Origin of the sequence: Streptomyces inhibens, assembly GCF_022221585.1 — a bacterium.
GTDB lineage: Bacteria > Actinomycetota > Actinomycetes > Streptomycetales > Streptomycetaceae > Streptomyces > Streptomyces inhibens.
The window spans coordinates 7,538,766-7,556,658 of the sequence record NZ_CP084681.1 but is presented as its reverse complement, the minus strand read 5'-3'; the positions used below and the strand labels follow the sequence as shown (position 1 = coordinate 7,556,658).

At 72.8% G+C, this 17,893-nt stretch carries 14 protein-coding genes and 1 pseudogene; 10 read left to right on the top strand and 5 right to left on the bottom strand.

The genetic code is table 11. The features are described from left to right. Positions 1-165 precede the first annotated feature (165 nt). The 4 genes and pseudogenes from KI385_RS44700 (at position 166) to KI385_RS33925 (ending at position 5,259) form a co-directional block, all read left to right on the top strand. Positions 166-1,531 (top strand): annotated as a pseudogene (locus KI385_RS44700) (MbnB/TglH/ChrH family RiPP precursor modification enzyme). A 5-nt stretch (positions 1,532-1,536) separates the two neighbouring features. After that, positions 1,537-2,577 (top strand): TIGR04222 domain-containing membrane protein, encoded by a 1,041-nt coding sequence (locus KI385_RS33935; RefSeq protein WP_238575878.1) that lies wholly within the window; start codon positions 1,537-1,539, stop codon positions 2,575-2,577. 99 nt (positions 2,578-2,676) lie between these two features. Further along, positions 2,677-3,486 carry a TIGR04222 domain-containing membrane protein gene (locus tag KI385_RS33930; RefSeq protein WP_238575877.1) on the top strand — a complete coding sequence of 270 codons (810 nt, stop codon included), beginning with the start codon at positions 2,677-2,679 and terminating at the stop codon, positions 3,484-3,486. A gap of 84 nt (positions 3,487-3,570) precedes the next feature. Further along, positions 3,571-5,259 (top strand): alpha/beta hydrolase, encoded by a 1,689-nt coding sequence (locus KI385_RS33925; protein ID WP_238575876.1) that lies wholly within the window; start codon positions 3,571-3,573, stop codon positions 5,257-5,259. An 87-nt stretch (positions 5,260-5,346) separates the two neighbouring features. On the opposite strand, the gene hemQ is transcribed toward KI385_RS33925, so the two are convergent. Together hemQ and hemG are read right to left on the bottom strand one after the other, a co-directional pair. Further along, positions 5,347-6,099, bottom strand: a complete 753-nt coding sequence (gene hemQ, locus KI385_RS33920) for a hydrogen peroxide-dependent heme synthase (RefSeq protein ID WP_128511373.1) — start codon at positions 6,097-6,099, stop codon at positions 5,347-5,349. 11 nt (positions 6,100-6,110) lie between these two features. Beyond that, the gene (gene hemG / locus KI385_RS33915) at positions 6,111-7,565 is read right to left on the bottom strand and encodes a protoporphyrinogen oxidase (RefSeq protein ID WP_238575875.1); all 1,455 of its coding nucleotides are present in this window, start codon (positions 7,563-7,565) and stop codon (positions 6,111-6,113) included. 125 nt (positions 7,566-7,690) lie between these two features. Between hemG and KI385_RS33910 the strand changes: the two genes are divergently transcribed. From KI385_RS33910 to KI385_RS33900, 3 genes are all read left to right on the top strand, one after another. Further along, the gene (locus KI385_RS33910; RefSeq protein WP_238575874.1) at positions 7,691-8,806 is read left to right on the top strand and encodes a DUF4349 domain-containing protein; all 1,116 of its coding nucleotides are present in this window, start codon (positions 7,691-7,693) and stop codon (positions 8,804-8,806) included. A gap of 94 nt (positions 8,807-8,900) precedes the next feature. Next, on the top strand, positions 8,901-10,097 hold the full coding sequence (locus KI385_RS33905; protein ID WP_238575873.1) for a thiolase family protein: 1,197 nt from the start codon (positions 8,901-8,903) through the stop codon (positions 10,095-10,097). Positions 10,098-10,239: 142 nt separating this feature from the next. Further along, complete coding sequence (locus KI385_RS33900) at positions 10,240-11,703, top strand: FAD-dependent oxidoreductase (RefSeq protein ID WP_238575872.1); 1,464 nt, start codon at positions 10,240-10,242, stop codon at positions 11,701-11,703. Positions 11,704-11,708: 5 nt separating this feature from the next. Here KI385_RS33900 and KI385_RS33895 read toward each other — a convergent pair whose 3' ends face one another. Then, a complete protein-coding gene (locus KI385_RS33895) occupies positions 11,709-12,725 on the bottom strand; it encodes a hypothetical protein (RefSeq protein WP_238575871.1) in 1,017 nt (338 codons plus the stop codon). A 38-nt stretch (positions 12,726-12,763) separates the two neighbouring features. After that, a complete protein-coding gene (gene hemE, locus KI385_RS33890) occupies positions 12,764-13,870 on the bottom strand; it encodes a uroporphyrinogen decarboxylase (RefSeq protein WP_238575870.1) in 1,107 nt (368 codons plus the stop codon). A gap of 114 nt (positions 13,871-13,984) precedes the next feature. Between hemE and KI385_RS33885 the strand changes: the two genes are divergently transcribed. The 3 genes from KI385_RS33885 (at position 13,985) to KI385_RS33875 (ending at position 17,001) form a co-directional block, all read left to right on the top strand. Then, on the top strand, positions 13,985-14,641 hold the full coding sequence (locus tag KI385_RS33885) for a DUF3000 domain-containing protein (RefSeq protein ID WP_238575869.1): 657 nt from the start codon (positions 13,985-13,987) through the stop codon (positions 14,639-14,641). A gap of 345 nt (positions 14,642-14,986) precedes the next feature. Further along, positions 14,987-15,649: a response regulator transcription factor gene (locus KI385_RS33880; protein ID WP_018088879.1), complete on the top strand. Its 663-nt coding sequence runs from the start codon at positions 14,987-14,989 to the stop codon at positions 15,647-15,649. A gap of 77 nt (positions 15,650-15,726) precedes the next feature. Beyond that, a complete protein-coding gene (locus KI385_RS33875) occupies positions 15,727-17,001 on the top strand; it encodes a ribonuclease D (protein WP_238575868.1) in 1,275 nt (424 codons plus the stop codon). 65 nt (positions 17,002-17,066) lie between these two features. Here the strand turns inward: KI385_RS33875 and KI385_RS33870 are convergent, their stop codons facing one another. Next, positions 17,067-17,759: a PepSY domain-containing protein gene (locus KI385_RS33870; RefSeq protein ID WP_238575867.1), complete on the bottom strand. Its 693-nt coding sequence runs from the start codon at positions 17,757-17,759 to the stop codon at positions 17,067-17,069. Between the last annotated feature and the right edge of the window lie 134 nt (positions 17,760-17,893).

The window sequence follows — 17,893 nt, the reverse complement described above, 5'->3', positions numbered from 1 at the left end:
CCCGAACGAGATCGCACCGGGCTCGTGCACGGTCGTCGCCGACCACCGCGCGCTGCGCAGGGCGCTGGACGAAGCTCAAATCAACCTCTGAACTCGGCCGGTGCAGGGTTCGGCCCCCCGTGGCGCGGCCATGAGTACCCCGACCACGGAGCGAGAGGGGGGACCATGGAGCGTCTTGGTACCGGAATCGGCTGGCGGCCGGAGATCGCCGCGGAGATCGCGGAGCTGCCCGGGGTGGACTGGGTCGAGGTCGTGGCGGAGAACATCTGCCCCGGCCATCTGCCGTACGCCCTGCAGGAGCTGCGCGAGCGCGGCACCACCGTCATTCCGCACGGGGTCTCGCTCGGCCTCGGCGGCGCCGACCGGCCGGACACCGGCCGGCTGACCGCGCTCGCCGAGCGTGCCGAGGCGCTGGGCGCGCCGCTGGTCACCGAACACATCGCCTTCGTCCGGGCCGGCGGGCCGCTCACCGCCTCGCCGGTCATGGAGGCCGGACATCTGCTGCCGGTTCCGCGTACCCGTGATGCACTCCGGGTGCTCTGCGAGAACGTACGGATCGCCCAGGACGCGCTGCCGGTGCCGCTGGCCCTGGAGAACATCGCCGCACTCATCAACTGGCCGGGCGAGGAGCTGACCGAGGGGCAGTTCCTGTCGGAGCTCGTCGAGCAAACCGGGGTGCGGCTGCTCATCGATGTCGCCAACCTCCATACGAACCACATCAACCGGGGCGAGGACCCGGCCGTCGCCCTCGACGAGCTGCCGGTCGAGGCCATCGCGTACGTCCATGTCGCGGGCGGTGTGGAGCGGGACGGGGTGTGGCACGACAGCCATGCCCACCCGGTGACCCGGCCGGTGCTGAACGTGCTCGCCGAGCTGTGTGCCCGGATCACCCCGCCCGGCGTGCTGCTGGAGCGCGATGACGACTTCCCCGAGGGCGGGGAGCTGGCCGGCGAACTCGACGCGATCCGCACCGTGTTGAAGGAGGCCCGCCATGCCCAGGTGGCTTGAGCCGGTTGCGGACACCGTGCCGGACACACGCCCGGAAGCGAACGCCGGCACCCACGCCGGCACCCACGCGGACGCGCACCCGGACGCGCACCCGGACACGGGCACCGACGCGGCGCGGCAGCGTCTGGCGCTGGCGCAGACCGCGCTGCTGTCCGCGCTGGTCGCCGGGACGCCGGCCCCGGAAGGCTTCGACCGCGCACGACTGCGCGTACAGAGCCGGGCGCTGACCGCCAAGCGAGCCGCGGTCGTCGCCAAGGTCGCGCCCGAGCTGCCCGAGATTCTCGGCGAGGGCCACCGGGCCGCGTTCGTCGGCTATGCGCGGCACCGGCCCATGAGCGGCGGCTACCGCCAGGACGCGCTGGACTTCGCGGCGCATCTGCTGGCCCAGGGCCGTCCCGAGGACCCGGCCGCCCGGCAGCAGTTGACCCGCTGGTGGCAAGATCGCGCGGGCCCGAAGCCGCCATCCGCCCGGCCGATGGCCCGACTGACGCGCGCCGTGCGGCGCGCCCTGCACCAGAGGTGACCACCATGTTCTTCGAGCACGTGTCCTCCTTCGCGCAGTGGGTGTACCTGGGGATCGGCGCCTCGTCGCTGGTGCTCATCATCGGCGCGATCCTGGTGCGCTTGCGGACCCCGTCCGTCCGCAAGGCGGATGCCGTGACCCACGAGGTGTGGGAGATGGCGTTCCTCACCGGCGGCCCCGGGCGGGTGGTGGACGCCGCGATCGCCGGTATGCATGAGGACGGCCGGCTGACGGTCGGCGGCCCGGGCGTGGTGACGGTACGTCAGGCCACCCCGCACGACGCGGTCGAGGCGGCCGTACTGGAAGCGGTCGCCTCGACGCCCGGTGGGGCGCTGACCACGCTGCGCGCCACCGCGATGCGCAGCCCGGCGGTCCAGGGCATCGGCGACCGGCTGGCCGCCCGCGGGCTGCTGCGCCATCCGCGGCTCGGCCGGGGCTGGCGCCGGTGGGCGAGCGCCCAGATGGCGGCGTGTGCGGTGCTCTTCTTCGTCGGGGTGCTGATCTCCATCATCGGCAACGGCTGGGACGACGCGTCCGATGCGCCGCCGGTCATCACGATCGTGCCCGCGTTGATCGGGGGCCTGATCGTGGGCTCGCTGTGCCGGAAGGGGTTCACCCATCGGATCACCAAGGCGGGCTCCTTCGCCCTGCGCGCCGCGAAGACGGCCAACCCCGCAGGGGGCGTGGGCGGGGCCTGGCAGGCCGCCGGGCTCGTGGTGGCGCTCGGCGGTACGGCGCTGATCACGGACGAGCTGCTGCGGCAGCAGTTCGCGGAGGCGCAACACGTCGCGGCAGCCGCCGCTTCGTCCGGCGGATCCGCCTCGTCCGGCAGTTCGTCCGGTTACGACTCGGGGGGAGGCTCGTCAGGTGACAGCACCTTCTGGTGCGGCTCCTCCGGCGGCGGCTCGGGGTCCAGCTGCGGCAGCGGTGGTTCTTCGTGCGGCGCCGGGGCGTCGTGCGGCGGGGGCGGTTCGAGCTGCGGGGGCGGCTCGTCCTGCGGCGGCGGATCGAGCTGCGGCGGCGGGTCCGGCTGCGGCAGCAGCTGACGCCGCGTCCCCCGCGCCGGCCCGTAAATCGCTTGCGTCCGCCCGGATGTGAGAAAAATTCGTGGCGGCTGTCATGCCCTGTCCCGTAAACCTGCCGCTATGTGGCTTCTCTTCCTCCTCGTCGCCTGGGTGGCGGCGGTCCTCTCCTGCGCCCGGGTCTGCCGTGCCGCGGTGGCCGCCGCCCGCACCACCGGACCGGCCCCGCGGCCGGCGCCCCGCACCACCCTGGATCCGTCCGCCGAAGACCACCCCGGGCCCGGACTGACCCTCTACGAGATGGCCTATCTCTCCGGTGGCCCGCACCGGCTCGCCGATGTGGTCCTGGTGCTGATGGCCCAGAAACGGCGGCTGCTGCTCGCCCACACCGGCTGGGCCACCGTCGTCGAGCCGGTCGCCCAGGACGCCGTCGAGCGCGCCACCCTCACCGCCATAGGACCCGAAGGCCAGCGCCGGATACCCGCGATACGGGACGCCCTCGTCGCCGACGACGCGGTGCGGGCGGTGGCCGACCGACTGGTGGCCGCCGGGCTCGCGCTGCCCGCCGCGGCCCGTCCGGGCATCCGCGGCGCGGTCCGCCTGGTGCAGGGCGCCGCCCTCCTGGTGTTACTGTCCGCCGCGGCGAGCTACTGGATGGCGCCGTCCGGCGAGGACAACGGGCTGGTCCTGGCCTGGTTCGCGCTCCCGCTGATCCTCACCCTCGGCACGTGGGCGGTGGCCCGCTTCGAGCTCCATCCGTACCACGACTGGGCAACCGACGCGGGCGAACGGTGCCTGCCCGATGCTCAGCAATCCCCCGGCACTCCGGGCTCCCCCGCCGCCCCTGCCCCCCTCACCACCCTTGCTCTCCACGGCCCCACCGCCCTCACCGACCCCTCCCTGCGCGCCGCGCTCCACTCTTCCGGGGCATAGCGTCCGACACCGGACCCAGGTGCTTTACATCGACAACCACCGCCTCAACTATCCCTTTTGTATGCACACACGAAGGGACGGCCAGTGAGAGCACTTGCGTTGTACGGCACCATCGGGTCGCTGATCGTGACCGCCCTCGCCACTGCTCCGGCAGGCGGCGCCACGAGGGCCTCCTCCGCGCCGCCCGCGCCCGTTGCGCACCGCATCGACTTCGGCCGGTGCGCACCGGTGGAGCATCTGCCGTCATCCGTCGAGTGCGGCAAGCTCACCGTTCCCCTCGACTACGCGCGCCCCGACGGGAAGAAGATCGGCCTCACCGTGAGCCGGATCCGCGCCACCACGCACGGCGAACGGCAGGGCTCCCTGGTCTTCAACCCCGGCGGCCCCGGCGCGTCCAGCATGGAGTTCCCGCTCTACGGCGCGCTCCCCAAGTGGAGCAAACTGGCCCGCGCCTACGACTTCGTCGGCTATGCGCCGCGCGGGGTCGGCCGCTCGGCGCCGCTGTCGTGCCAGGACCCGGAGGAGTTCGTCAAGGCGCCCACCGACAGCTGGATGCACCCGGATGCGGACTTCAAGCGCAAGAAGGTCGCGCAGGCGAGGGCGTATGCCCGCGGCTGTGCCCGCCGGGCCGGCGCCGATCTGCCGTTCTACAACTCCGTCAACAACGCCCGCGACCTGGACATGCTGCGGGCGGCCCTCGGCGACAAGAAGCTGACGTTCATGGGCGCCTCGTACGGGACGTACTTCGGTGCGGTCTATGCGACGCTCTTCCCCGGCCATGTCCGGCGGATGATCTTCGACAGCGTCGTCAATCCCTCACCCCGGAAGATCTGGTACCACAACAACCTCGACCAGAGCATCGCCTTCGAGCGGCGCTGGGGCGACTGGCTGCGCTGGGTCGCCCGGCACGATGACCACTACCACCTCGGCAAGTCCAGGAGGGCGGTGCAGCACGCCTACGACAGGGCCACCCACAAGCTGCGCCGCGATCCGCTGAGCGGCAAGATCGGCCCCGGTCAGCTGCAGTCGGCCTTCCTCAAGACCGGCTACAACGACGCGTTCTGGCCGATGCGCGCCGAGGCGCTGTCGGGGTATCTGCACGGCGACCCCAAGCCACTGATCGCGCAGGCCCTGCCCCGGTCCGGCGGCGCCAAGGACGCGGAGAACGGCAACGCCGTCTACACCGCCGTGGAGTGCAACGACGCGATCTGGCCGCGCTCCTGGAAGACCTGGAACCGCGACAACACCGATATCGCGCGAACCGCGCCGTTCGAGACCTGGGACAACGCCTGGATGAATCTGCCGTGCGCCTTCTGGCCCGACCGGTCGGAGTCGGCCGAGGCCGGTCTCGACGCCGCGGTCCGCCATGCGACCGGCCGCGATGCGGGACAGGAGCTGAGGGACGCCACCGGGCATGCGGCCGAGACCGCGCTGGACGATGCGTTCCACGGGCGGCACGGTCCGCTCGACGTCCACACCGAGCCGGGCGCACTGCCGCCGGTGCTGCTGATGGCGGCCGAGCGGGACGCGGCGACGCCGTACCGGGGAGCGTTGGAGCTGCAGCGGCGGTTCCCCGGCTCCTCACTGGTCACCGAGAACGGTGCGGGCACCCACGGCATCGCCTTCGGCAGCAACGCCTGTGTGAACGCGTACGCGGAGGCGTATCTGCTGCGCGGGAAGATCCCGGCGCACAAGGTGTACTGCCCGCGGCGCGCCGAGCCGGTGCCGGGCCAGCAGGTGACCCGGGCGCAGCACGCGCGGCCGGGGAAGTAGCGGCACCCGCCGGATGCGATACGGGCCGTCCCCCAAGGGGGGCGGCCCGTATCGCTGTGTGCACGCTCGCTGCGTGCCGGCCCCGGATCAGGCCAGGCCGGCGACCAGCTCGGCAACCGGCTTGCGCCGGCCGGTGTAGAACGGGACCTCCTCGCGGACGTGCATCCGCGCCTCGGAGCCGCGCAGATGACGCATCAGGTCGACGATGCGGTAGAGCTCATCGGCCTCGAACGCCAGCACCCACTCGTAATCGCCGAGCGAGAACGAGGGCACGGTGTTGGCGCGCACGTCCGGGAAGCCGCGGGCCATCTTGCCGTGGTCGGCGAGCATCCGGCGGCGGTCCTCGTCGGGGAGGAGGTACCACTCGTAGGAGCGCACGAAGGGGTAGACGCTGACGTAGTCGCGGGCCACCTCGTCGGCCAGGAAGGCCGGGATGTGCGACTTGTTGAACTCGGCGGGGCGGTGCAGCGCCATGTTCGACCACACCGGCGTAAGCGCCCGGCCGAGACGGGTGCGGCGGAAGAGGTTGTACGCCTCCTGGAGCGCGTCCGAGCTCTCCGAGTGCCACCAGATCATCAGGTCGGCGTCGGCGCGCAGGCCGGACACGTCGTACGTGCCGCGGACCACCACGTCCTTGGCGGCGAGCTGCTCGAACAGCTCCTCGACCTCGTCTGCGTAGCCGCTGCGGTCCTCCGGGAGGACATCGCGCAGCTTGAACACCGACCAGAGGGTGTAGCGGATGACCTCGTTGAGGTCCTTGGCCTTCTTGCCGGCGTGGGGAGCCTTCTCGGGCGCCGCGGGGCTCCGGGGCGCGGAAGCGGGGGTGGAAGCGTCTGTCATGTCGTCCATTCTCACTCGCCCGGGGTGGCGTCCGGCGTCAGGGTGCCGAGGATCTCGTCCGCGGCGTGGCGCGCCGAGCCGATGCAGGCCGGAATGCCGACGCCGTCGTAGACCGCGCCGCACACCCGCAGCGCACCCGGCATCCGGGCGACCGCGTCGCGGATCCTGGCCACCCGCTCCAGATGACCGACGGCGTACTGGGGCAGCCCGCCCTCCCAGCGGGTGACCCGGCTCGCGACCGGCCGGGCACTCAGGCCGACCGCCGCTGCGAGGTCGGCGAGCGAGAGATCGACCAGCTCGGAGTCGTCGCGCCGGAGGTCGGCGTCGTCCTCGTACCGGCCGATGGAGGTGCGCAGCACGAAGAGGTCCGGGTCGGCGGCGCCGATCCAGCCCCACTTCTGGCCGGCGAAGGTGGCGGCCTTGATCCGGTGGCCGTCGACGGGCGGTACGAGGAAGCCGCTGCCGCCGGGCACCCGGTCCAGGTCGGCGCGGCGGAAGGCCATGGTGACCAGCGCCATCGAGGCGTAGTCGACGGCGGCGAGCTCGGCGGCCGCGGCGGGGCAGTCGTGGCGCAGGATGTGCGCGGCGGCGCCCGCGGGCGCCGCCAGGACGACCGCGTCGGCCGTGACCGTCCGGGCGCCGAGGCGGATCCGCCAGCCGTCGCCGTCGGCCCAGTGAAGATCGTCCACGACGGATCCGAGCAGGATCTCGCCGCCGGCCCGGCGTACGGCGTCGGCGACGGCGGCCGGCAGCGTCCCGATCCCGCCGTCGATCCCCATGAAGACGGGGCCGTCGGGCGCCGCGGTGGCGGCGGCGCGCGCCTGGAGGGCCCGTACGCCCTCGATCAGGGAGCGCTGGGTGCGGGCGGCCTCGAAGAGCTGCGGGACGGCGGCGCGCATCGAGATGCGGTAGGCGTCGCCCGCGTAGACGCCGCCGAGCAGCGGTTCGACGAGCCGGTCGACGACCTCACGGCCGAGCCGGGCCGCGACATACTCACCGACCGCGACATCCTCGCCGGCCTCGGTCCGCGCCAGCGTCTCGTCCTCGGCGATCCGCGCCATGCCCTCGGGGGAGATCACACCGGAGGCGGCGAGCAGACCGAGGTCCCCGGGGACGCCCATGACATGGCCCTTGGGCATCGGACGCAGCGCGTCACGGGTCCACAGGGACGCGGTGGCGGTGGCGGGTGGCTGCAGCCGGTCGCCGAGCCCGACCGCGCGGGCGAGGTCCACCGCCTCCGGGCGCCTGGCCAGCATCGACTCGGCACCGAGGTCGACCGGTACGTCCGCGATATCACCCGCGCGCAGCTTGCCGCCGAGCCGGTCCGATGCCTCCAGGACGGTGACATGGGCGCCGCCTTCGAGCAGCCGGTGTGCGGCCGCCAGTCCCGAGATGCCTCCGCCGATGACGACGACGTGACCGACGCGACCCGGCCCGCGGCCCGTACTGGTGTGCGCTGTGCTCATGCCTCCACTCTCTCAGAGCACACCACCGGGACCGTGACCGGATCGCGATCCACGAAGGGCAACCCCGGCCCGCCGGTCACCGTCGAAGGGGCAACAGCAGCACGCCACTTCGAGGGGGAGCAGCCATGCGGGGAGCGGTACGAGAGCGCGGGGTACGGGCCGGGCGGGCCACCGGGGGCCGCCGGGGCGCTGCGGCGGGGGTGCTGCTCGCCGCGTCGCTGGCGGCCGCCGGGTGCAGCGCGTCGGGTGGTGAGAGCGCCACCGGCGACGCGATGGCAGGCAAGGCGGCGGTCGCGCCGAGCCGGGCGGCGAACGCACCGAGCGGCGGGGCGGAGGGCGGCCGCGGCGGGGCGGCGGACGGGTCCAACGGGGGTGACCGGAGCGCCAAGACGCCGAAGATCGCGCCCTCGCAGATCATCCGCACCGCGACCCTCACCGTGCAGACCAAGGACGTCGCGACGGCGCTGGCCAAGGCGCGGGCGGCGGTCGACGGCGCGGGCGGCTATGCCGCCGACGAGACCACCGACCGGGACGCCGGGGGCCATGACCGGTCGCGGATCGTGCTGCGGGTGCCGCCCGCGGAGTACAACGCGGTGCTGGGGCGGCTGTCCGGGCTCGGCAAGCTGCTCTCCCGCGAGGTCTCGGCGAAGGACGTCACCGACCAGGTGGTGGATGTCGACAGCCGGATCAGGACGCAGCGGGCCAGCGTGTCGCGGGTCCGGGCGCTGATGGAGAAGGCGACGTCGATCAGCGACATCGTCTCGCTGGAGTCCGAACTGGGCACCCGGGAAGCGAATCTGGAGTCGCTGGAGGCCCAGCTGAAGTCGCTCAAGGAACGGACCGGGACGGCCACCGTCACGCTGCTGCTGCGGCAGCCGGACGCCACCCCCGAGGAGAAGCCCGACGACGAGCCGGCGTCCTTCGGGGACGCGCTGTCCGGCGGCTGGCACGCCTTCATGACGGCCGTGCGCTGGGTGCTGGTGGCGATCGGCGCGGTGCTGCCGTTCGCGGTGGCCGCGGCCCTGCTGTACACGCTGTGGCGGCTGGTCCGTGACCGGCTGCCGGTGGCCCGCCGCGTCCGGCGGCGTACGGACGGCGGCAGCGCCCCGAAGCCGGCGGACGGTGCGGCGGACGGAGCCCAGGACGCTTCCGGCGCCGGCGCCCCGGCCGGAGCCCCCGACGCGGCCGACGCACCCGACACGGCCGATACGCCGGGGGAAGGTGACCGAGGGACCCGTTGACAGCGGGCAGCGGCGGGCAAAGACTCGGGTCGGCGGGCGGCGATCTTCGTACTGCCCGCCGACCGTCGAGCCGGGACAGCGAGGACAGCGCCTGATGACCGACCCACGCGTACGGGATGTCTACATCGTCGATGCCGTACGGACCCCCGTCGGCAAGTACAGCGGCGCGCTCGCCGGTGTCCGGCCCGACGATCTGGCCGCCCATGTGCTCAAGGCCCTGGTGGACCGCACACCGGACCTCGACCCGGCGCGGATCGACGATGTCTGCTTCGGTGATGCGAACGGCGCCGGCGAGGACAACCGGAATGTCGCGCGGATGGCGGTGCTGCTGGCCGGGCTGCCGGTCACCGTCCCCGGCGTCACCGTGAACCGGTTGTGCGGTTCCGGCCTGGAGGCGGTCATCCAGGCCGCCCGGGCCATCGCGCTCGGCGATGCGCGGATCGCGGTGGCGGGCGGCGTGGAGTCGATGAGCCGCGCGCCGTATGTGCTGCGCAAGCCCGAACGCGCCTTCCCCGCGGACCATCAGGAGATGTTCTCCTCGACGCTGGGCTGGCGGATGGTCAATCCGCGGATGGCTCCCGAGTGGACCGTCGCGCTGGGCGAGGGCGCCGAGCTGATCGCCGACCGGCACGGCATCACCCGCGAGCAGCAGGACGTGTTCGCGCTGGCCAGCCACCAAAAGGCGGTACGTGCCTGGCGGGAGGGCGGCTACGACGCCGAGGTCGTGCCGCTGCCGGGCGTGGAGCTGGTGCGCGACGAGACGATCCGCGAGGGGTCCTCCCTGGAGTCGCTGTCCAAGCTGAAGCCGGTGTTCCGTACGGCCGGGGGCACCGTCACCGCCGGGAACTCCTCGCCGCTCAACGACGGTGCGGCCGCGCTGCTGCTGGCCGACGAGGAGGGGGTGCGGGCCACCGGGCGCGAGCCGCTGGCCCGTATCCGCGCGAGCGCGGTGACCGGCGTCGAGCCGCAGCTGTTCGGTCTGGGCCCGGTGGAGGCGGTACGGCGCGCGCTGGAGCGGTCCGGGCGCGGCTTCGCCGATGTGGCGACGTTCGAGCTCAACGAGGCGTTCGCGGCACAGGCGTTGGGCTGCCTGGGCCAGTGGCCGGAACTCGACCCGTCCGTGGTGAACCCGCGCGGCGGCGCCATCGCCATCGGCCACCCGCTGGGCGCGTCCGGCGCCCGCCTCGCGGGCTCGGTGGCCCACCAGCTCGCCGCACTGGGCTCGGGCACCGGGCTCGCCGCGCTGTGCATCGGCGTGGGCCAGGGGCTCGCCCTCGTCCTGGAGCGCTGAGCGCCGAGACGCTGCCGGACGCCACGGGAGCGGACCGTGGACCCCGGGATGCCGCCTAACGGGCCGTAACGTAGCGAAGGGTGGCGAGCGGACCGTACGGGAAGCGGCTCGGCGCCCTACGGACACGACGAAGGGGTACGGCATGGCGGCGACGGAGCGGCTGGTGATCGTCGGTGGCGACGCGGCGGGGATGTCCGCGGCTTCGCAGGCGCGTCGGCTGCGAAAGCCCGACGAGCTGGCGATCACCGCGTTCGAGCGCGGCCATTTCACGTCCTACTCCGCCTGCGGCATCCCGTACTGGGTGGGCGGCCGGGTCGAGGGGCCGGACGCGCTGATCGCCCGTACGGCCGAGGAGCACCGCGCCCGGGACATCGATCTGCGGATGCGTACCGAGGTCACCGAACTCGACCTGGACCGCGGCCGGGTGCGTACCCGGGAGCTGGACAACGGCGGCCGGGAGTCGTGGACCGGCTTCGACAAGCTGGTGCTGGCGACCGGCGCACGGCCGCGGCGCCCCCCGCTGCCGGGAATCGACGCGCCCGGAGTGCACGGCGTGCAGACCCTCGACGACGGCCAGGCCCTGCTGGACACCCTCGCGGCGTCCCCGGGCCGGCGGGCGGTGGTGGTCGGCGCGGGCTACATCGGTGTGGAGATGGCCGAGGCGCTGATCCGCCGCGGTTACCAGGTCACCGTCCTGGAGCAGAGCGCACAGCCGATGTCGACCCTCGACCCGGACATGGGCGCGCTGGTCCATGAGGCGATGTGCAAGATGGGCATCGAGACGGTGCTCGGGGCGACTGTCACCGGCGTGCTGACCGATGATGGGGGTACCTCCCTGCTCATGGGGGTCCCCCCTGTTCGAGCGAAGTCGAGAACTTGGGGGAGAAGCCGAGAGCTTGGGGGAGGGCGGGCCCGCGCGGTCACCACCGAGGACGCCGAGTATCCGGCGGATGTGGTGGTGCTGGGCCTGGGCGTACGCCCGGAGACCACGCTCGCCGCCGCGGCCGGGCTGCCGCTGGGCGAGTCCGGCGGGCTGCTCACCGACCTCGCGATGCGGGTACGCGGCCATGACCACATCTGGGCGGGCGGCGACTGTGTCGAGGTCCTCGATCTGGTCTCCGGGCACACCCGCCATATCGCCCTGGGCACCCACGCCAACAAGCACGGTCAGATCATCGGCACCAACGTGGGCGGCGGCTATGCGACCTTCCCCGGGGTCGTCGGCACGGCCGTCAGCAAGGTCTGCGATCTGGAGATCGCCCGTACCGGGCTGCTGGAACGCCAGGCGCACGCCGCCGGCCTGCGGTTCGTCACGGTGACCGTGGAGGCCACCAACCGCGCCGGCTACTACCCCGGTGCCAGCCCGATGCACGTCAAGATGCTCGCCGAGCGCCGTACGGGCCGGCTGCTCGGGGTGCAGATCGTCGGCCGCGAGGGTGCCGGCAAGCGGGTGGACATCGCGGCGGTCGCTCTCACGGCCGGTATGACGGTGGAGCAGATGACGGCCCTCGACCTCGGCTATGCGCCGCCGTTCTCGCCGGTCTGGGATCCCGTTCTGGTGGCCGCCCGCAAGGCGACCGGGGCGGTACGGGCCGCGGGGAGCTGACCCGCCTACCGGCCGCCCCGGAGCGGGCCGAACTGCAGCGCGCGGGCCGCCCGCAGCCGGTCCAGTGACTCGCGGGCCAGCCCCGCGAGGAACACCGGGCACAGCCAGGCGTCCAGCGGAGCGCCGGTCCCGGATGCCGCGCGCCGCTCCTCGTGCAGCCGCCGGCCGCCGGGACTCTTCAGGCGCATCCCGGCCGTGACGACGTCCTCCGGGTCGTTGCCGAGGACGGGGTGCCCCAACTCGCCGTGGGCGCAGCGTGCTTCACGGGCCGCGGCCGGTACGGAGGCCAGCCCCGCGATCAGGTCGTCGATCGGCCCCGGAGACGTGACCAGGCCGGCGGCCGCGTACCAGGACAGCGCGCTGACGATGACGACCAGTCCGGCCCGCTCGGCGTCCGCCCTCGCCGCCGCGAGGGCGGCGCCGTAGTGGGACAGCGTCCAGGACACGCTGACCCCGGACGTCGGACAATCGCGCAGGACGGCGGCCAGATCCTGGATCTCCTCCTGGTCGGCGGTGGACAGCCGGGCCGGGATGCCGTCGGTGGTTCCCGGGGCGAGGATGTCGACGGCCACCCGGGCGTACCCGGCGACATTGCGCGGGCAGCGCCACTCCTCCTTGGATCCCACCGCGAGGGCGGTCCAGTCCGTGTCCTCCCCGGACGGTGTGCCGTTGCCCAGCAGCGGGAGGTAGGAGACGAGGCACTCCAGCTCGTCGTCGAGATCGCCCTCGTAGGGGTGTGTCTCATGCGTGCAGGGGCGCCGGCGCAGCGTCCGGTCGGTGGCGCGCAGCGCGTCGAGGACCGTTGCCGCGGTGCCGTCGGAGACGGGCTGCAGGGCGACGTAGTCGGCCGTCATCAGCAGACCGAGGGTCCACAGCCAGGCGCGCTCGCCGCCGGGGTCGGCGGCGAGCGCGTGGGCGCAGGCCAGGACGGCATCCGTGTCGTGGCCTGCGTAGTACTCGGCGCGGATCTCTTCCCAGGTGGCGGCGAGATCCGCTATCGGGGCGGCGGGGGTGGCGTGCATGACCTGCACGACGCCCCACGGGTGGGGAGCAGTTCCGCTCAGCGCGCCGTACGGGTGTGGACGTACTCGACGAGGCGGGTCAGCGCGTCCGGGTCCGTGTTCGGCAGTACGCCGTGGCCGAGGTTGAAGATGTGGCCTTCCAGGCCGGCGGCCGCGTCGAGCACCTCGGCGGCCTTGGTCTCCACGGCCTCACGGGGGGCGAAGAGCACGGCCGGGTCGATGTTGCCCTGGAGGGCCTTGCCGGGGCCGACGCGGCGGGCCGCCTCGTCCAGCGGGACCCGCCAGTCGACGCCGACGACATCGGCGCCCGCCTCGCCCATCAGGCCGAGGAGTTCGCCGGTGCCGACGCCGAAGTGGATACGCGGGACGCCAAGGCCCTCGACGGCCTGGAAGACCTTGGTGGAGGCCGGCATCACGGAGCGGCGGTAGTCGGCGGGCGAGAGCGCGCCGACCCAGGAGTCGAAGAGCTGGACCGCGCCGACCCCGGCCTCGATCTGGACCTTGAGGAAGGCCGCGGTGATGTCGGCGAGGCGGTCCAGGAGGTCGGCCCACAGCTGCGGGTCGCCGTACATGAGGGCCTTGGTGCGCTCGTGGTTGCGCGACGGGCCGCCCTCGACGAGGTAGCTGGCGAGCGTGAAGGGCGCGCCGGCGAAGCCGATGAGGGGGGTGCTGCCCAGCTCGCGGACGAGCAGGCCGATGGCCTCGGTGACGTAGGAGACATCGCCGGGCTCCAGGGCGCGCAGCTGCTCCAGGTCGGCGCGGGTGCGGATCGGGTTCTCGACGACCGGGCCGATGCCGGGCTTGATGTCGAGGTCGATACCGATGGCCTTGAGCGGGACGACGATGTCGCTGAAGTAGATGGCGGCGTCGACGTTGTGGCGGCGCACGGGCTGGAGCGTGATCTCGGTGACCAGCTCGGGCCGCATGCAGGAGTCGAGCATCGCGATGCCCTCACGGACCTTGCGGTACTCGGGCAGTGAGCGCCCGGCCTGGCGCATGAACCACACCGGCGTGTGCGGCACCGGCTCACGGCGGCAGGCCTTGAGGAAGGCCGAGTCGTGCGTACCGGTCCGCTGCCGGCCCTCAAGAGGGCTTGCCGCTGCTCGATCGGAGCGGGGAGTTTGGGGAAGGTCGTTGGCGCTCACGCCCCAAATCTTCGCATGCGCGCGGACGACACTCCCCGGGCGCCTCCGAATGGGCGACGCGCGCACCGGGTGTCCTCCCCGTATGCGGGGCCGGTTCCGCCTAATCTTCCGGGCATGGCTGCGGCTCACGAACACCTCGCGGACAGCGCGGACGAGGCCCCGATCCCCTTCCGTCAGGCGGTCGAGGCGCTCCGCGCGGCACGACTGCGGCCGGAGATCGAGATCGACCCGACGCCCGCGCCGAAACGGCTCGCCCCCTTCGCGTACGCGCTGGAGGCGGCGGTCGTCGAGCGCGCCTCGGCACCCGGCGGCGAGGACCGGGATCTGGCGGACGGGCGGCTGGTGCTGCTGCACAATCCGGCCGGCGACGACGCCTGGCAGGGCACCTTCCGTGTGGTGACGCTGGCACGGGCGGAGCTGGAGCCGGAGATGGGCGCCGATCCGCTGCTGCCGGAGGTGTCCTGGTCGTGGCTCACAGGGGCGCTGGATGCGCGCGGGGTGCGTTACGGCGCGCCGAGCGGCACGGTGACCCGGGCCGGGTCGTACTACTTCGGCGGGCTGGCCGCACGGGAGCCGGCTACGCAGATCGAGATCCGGGCGTCCTGGACGCCTGCCGAGGGTCCTGGCGGGGTGCCGGATCTGGCGGCGCATCTGTCAGCGTGGTGCGATCTGCTGTGCCAGGTGGCGGGCCTGCCGCCGGCCACGCTCGACATGGCGCCGCGCGGCGGGGTCGTACCGCTGCCGCAGCGCCGCGGTGCGCAGCCCCGCTGAGCCCCGCCGACCGTACGTCGGGCGCGCGGCCCGGCCGCAATGATCACGTTCGTGCACCGCGGGTACCGCTGATTTTTCGCGCGCTACCGCAGTGATCACGCTGCCGTCAACCGATGGAGAGGTCCGTGCGGGATCGCGTACGGCTCTGATCACCTCGGTATGCACTAGGTGCTCACCTCTGATCGATCATGCATCCGATTTGCCCGAATTGCCCCTAACTAAATCGTGATCAAAGTCTAAAGTCCTGCCGGATTGCTGCCGAAGAGGTCAGTGACCCTTCAAACACGGATCATTCCGGCTCTCCCAAGTCGGCTTCCGTCCCCGCCACTCCCCCCAGGAGGCCCGGTGTCTGTTCTCCTCGAGCAACCTTCGAGCCTGGTCGCCTACCGCCCGAACAAGCCGACGGCCATGGTCGTCGTGGCCGACCCTCGCGTCCGCTCCACCGTCACCCGCCATCTGTGGGCCCTCGGAGTGCGTGACGTGATCGAGGCGTCGTCCATCGCGGAGGCCCGTCCCCGCGTCGGCAACCCGCGCGACATCTGCGTTGCCGACGTCCACCTTCCCGACGGCTCCGGCCTCACGCTTCTGTCCGAGACCCGGGCGGCGGGTTGGCCCAACGGCCTCGCGCTGTCCGCGGCCGACGACATCGGCGCCGTACGCAACGCCCTGGCCGGCGGCGTCAAGGGCTATGTCGTCACCGGAACCCGCACCAACCTGGGCCTTCCCGGGCGCCCCGGCGCCTCGCCCATCGGTGCCAACGCTGCCCGTATGCAGCGCCGTCCGCCGGGCGCCCCCGGGCACCCCGGTGGTTACCGCGAGCTGTCGGGACGTGAGGTCGAGGTGTTGCGGCTGGTGGCGGAGGGCCAGTCGAACAAGGCCATCGGCGTCTCGATGGGGCTTTCGGCGCTCACCGTGAAAAGCCATCTCGCCCGGATCGCCCGCAAACTCGGCACCGGTGACCGGGCCGGAATGGTGGCGGTCGCGCTGCGCACCGGCATCATCCACTGACCCCTGGCACGACCCACTCGCCCGTCGAGGGAACGTTCCCTCGACGGGCGACGTGCATACACAGATACCCTTGACTGGTGACCGACGCCCAAAAGACCGCAGCAGACACGACACTGCGAGCACCCGGAGACTCGCCTCCGGATTCCCGACCGGCGCCGGTCCCTCTCCTGGAGCCCCGTGAGGGCATCCCTCCGGTGACCGCCACGGACGAGGCGCTCGCCGAGGTAGTGGCGGCCTTCGCGGCCGGTACGGGCCCGGTGGCTGTCGACGCCGAGCGGGCCTCCGGCTACCGCTACGGCCAGCGCGCCTACCTCGTACAGCTGCGCCGTGAGGGCGCCGGCAGCGCGCTGATCGACCCGGTCGGCTGCCCCGACCTGTCGGCACTGGGCGAGGCGATCGGCGACGCCGAGTGGGTGCTGCACGCCGCCACCCAGGACCTGCCGTGTCTGCGCGACATAGGAATGGTCCCCACCCGGCTGTTCGACACCGAGCTGGCCGGACGGCTGGCCGGCTTCGCCCGGGTCGGCCTGGGCGCCATGGTCGAGAACGTCCTCGGCTTCGCCCTGGAGAAGGGCCACTCCGCCGTCGACTGGTCCACCCGCCCGCTGCCCGAGCCCTGGCTGCGCTACGCCGCGCTCGATGTCGAGCTGCTGGTGGATCTGCGCGATGCGCTGGAGGAGGAGCTGACGCAGCAGGGCAAGCTGGAGTGGGCCCATCAGGAGTTCGCGGCGATCGCCGCCGCTCCCCCGCCGCCGCCCCGCAAGGACCCCTGGCGCCGTACGTCCGGTATGCACAAGGTCCGCAGGCGCCGCCAGATGGCCGTCGTACGGGAGCTGTGGACGGCCCGCGACCAGGTCGCCCAGCGGCGCGATGTCTCCCCCGGCAAGGTGCTCGGGGACACCGCGATCGTGGAGGCGGCGCTGAATCTGCCGCCGAACAGCCACGCGCTGGCGGGGCTGCCCGGCTTCGGGCACCGCATGGGCCGCCGGCAGCTGGAGCAGTGGCAGGCCGCCGTCGACCGCGCCCGCGCGCTGCCGGAGAGCGACCTCCCACAGCCCGGCCAGCCGCTCAACGGCCCGCCGCCGCCCCGTTCCTGGGCCGACAAGGACCCGGTCGCGGCCGCCCGGCTGTCGGCCGCCCGCGCCGCGGTCACCGCACTGGCCGAACGCCTGAACCTCCCGCAGGAGAACTTGATCACCCCGGACACCGTGCGCCGGCTGTGCTGGGAGCCGCCGGCCCTGCCGACGCGGGAAACGGTCGCCGAGGTTCTGGTGAGCCACGGCGCCCGCCCCTGGCAGATCGAGCAGGTCGCGCCGATCCTCACCGAGGCGCTGCTGACGGACGCCGACTGACGCCATGAACCCCGGGCCGGGAACACCGGCCCGGGGTTCGCGTCCCGGGGTTCACGGACCGGACCTCAGTCCCTGTCGACGTCCATGTGCAGAACCTTGCGGTTGGTCGCGTCGATCTCGTAGGTGGTCTTGTACCAGTCGTCGGTGGTCACGACGTCCACGGACCACGCCACCTTGTCGTTGCCGTTGTCGGCGTCACCGAGCTCCAGGGAGCTGACGGTGCCCTTCGTCTTCTCGGTGGCCGTCTGCGCGGCCTGCTGGGCGGTGACGGTGGCCTTGGCCAGCCGGGCGGCCAGCCGCTTCTTGTCGTAGGCGTCGTCCGATTCGGTGAACGACTGGGTCACCCTGCCGGAGACCGCGTCGACGCGCACGGAGTGCACCGTCCCGTCGGATGCCGCGACCGCGGTTTCCCAGTACGGGCTGGTGGGCGTTCCCTTGAGCTCGGCGGCGATCGGCTCCGATTTGGGGGCCGCCGCGACTTTGGGGGCCGCCGCGACCGCCGCGCGCAGCGCCTGCTCGTAGCCCACCTTGGCCGCGGGGATCAGCGCCTTCCGCTTGATCTGGTCCATGGTGAGCCCGGCGCTCGGGGAGGCGGGCGCCGAGGCGGGTACCGCTCGCGAGGGGACCGCGTTCTTCTCGGGCTGCGCGGTGCTGCCCGCGCTGTCGCTCCCGCAGCCCGTCAGCAGCGCGCCCGCGGCGGCGACGGCGCAGACGAGGCGGATCGTATGCGGCCCCGACGGTCGGCTACTCCCTGTCACCACACCACTCCTTTTCGTGTCCATACGGGCACTTTAAGTGTGGGATCGGATGAAATACGCCAAGACCCGGCGGTATTTGGCCCTTTTCGATCAGCCGCATCCGCCACTCACGGCGCAATCACCCGGCAGTCCGC